Below are 1,543 nucleotides of genomic sequence, written 5' to 3'. Positions count from 1 at the left end.
AAAAGTGATTGAAAATCACTTTTCGGACAGTCCCTTACTTTCTGTTTTATTAATCTCAATACAATAAGTTATTAAGCATATCTGTCAGCTAGTAACATTGAATGATTAAGTGTTTCTTCATAACTGTCTTCTGTCATTTTCTCGAATGGCATACTATCAATATCGATTGTTTCTTCAGCTGTTTATATTACTTTAACCTTCAATAAAGGTAAAGGTCTGTCTGGAAAAACTGTAGATGGCGTATATCCTATTCTTTCAGCACCCATTTTTAGATAAAATCCTTCTGCATTAGGGTCACTATCCAGTGTGAATTGTTTAATATTTAATTCCTTAGCTTTTTGTAATAAGTCCATCCATAATATCTTTCCAATACCATTTCCTATATAATCTGGGTCAATAAACAATGCATCTAATTTTTCTGGAATTAATGAAAAACTGTAAAAAGCAACTATCTTATGATCATTCTCCAATACATAAACAGTATTTTTTTCAAGATAATCTATTGTAACTGTCAAATCATCTTTACATTTTTTAAGGAAATCTTCAGAATATCCCCAGTATGCTTTAGATTTATAGGCTAACTTACTAAGTGAATTAATATCATTTGTACTAGCTTTTCTAATTTTCATTTTAAATCCTCCAAAAATAGCGTGTTTTATCTATGTTAGATTATTAACTAAGGTAATCGTATTTGTAACTTTTCTAGATGCATTTGATTACTTAATTTTCCTTGTTGAATTAATTGGTGTACTCGAAAAGTTAAATAAGTATCACCTATCCGTTGGTCACTTCTTCCCATTACTTCTCCAATAATGCGGGTTGCATGTTGATATTCATTCGATGTATTTTCTAAGATGGAGGCATCATAATAATCTTCCGATACAGTCATGCTTTGTCCATTTACTAATATTCTTAATATACCATCGGTTTGAGACCATTTTTTCCAATCTTGTAATAGACTTTGAATGTGTGATTGAGACATCTCTTTTTTCATTTGAAGAGCTTCTAATATTAATTCAGATGGCACTTCGCCTAAACTTCTTAGTATATATGGAATTTCTTTTCCACGTGAATCTTGAATTGTATATTCTCTATGATGGCTAAAATCTGTAACATTGACTTCTTCAAACTGAATATTTTTATTTTGGAGTAGAGATACTACAAATCTTAAACCAATGGCATCAGATGGATCTTCGCCATGCCATATGATTATTTTACTTCCAGTTGCAACTTCTTCTGCGATTTGTAAATTCTTCTTAAGAGTTGTGCCAATCCAATCCAGGTAATCGTTATTTAAAACTGGTTCTATAGTTGTTAACACTTCTCTCAACCATTGTTTTCTTTCTTGCATTCCTTCAGTAGATTCTAATTTATAAATAGGTCCTATTGAAAAATCCTCGTTAATGCAAATGATTTTTTCATTCTTGTGCTCTTTTCTTTGTTGAAAAGCGTACTTTAAATTCCCATATGCTGAATCCCCAAAGGTAATATGAATAAAACTCATAATTTGAGATCTCCTTACTAACTTAATATAGTTATTATT

Annotated in this window: 2 protein-coding genes; both read right to left on the bottom strand. The window is 30.4% G+C overall.

Annotated features, from left to right (window positions below; genetic code table 11):
- Nucleotides 1-182: 182 nt before the first annotated feature.
- Nucleotides 183-629, bottom strand: coding sequence for a GNAT family N-acetyltransferase (locus tag V7014_RS27140; protein WP_335512240.1), 447 nt, complete (start codon nt 627-629; stop codon nt 183-185).
- 47 nt (nt 630-676) lie between these two features.
- Nucleotides 677-1,504, bottom strand: coding sequence for a DUF1835 domain-containing protein (locus V7014_RS27135; protein WP_335512238.1), 828 nt, complete (start codon nt 1,502-1,504; stop codon nt 677-679).
- Between the last annotated feature and the right edge of the window lie 39 nt (nt 1,505-1,543).

The sequence above is a fragment of the Bacillus sp. JJ722 genome (genome assembly GCF_036963345.1).
In the GTDB taxonomy this organism is placed as follows: Bacteria; Bacillota; Bacilli; order Bacillales; family DSM-1321; genus Bacillus_AD.
This window is presented reverse-complemented; position numbering and strand designations above follow the sequence as displayed.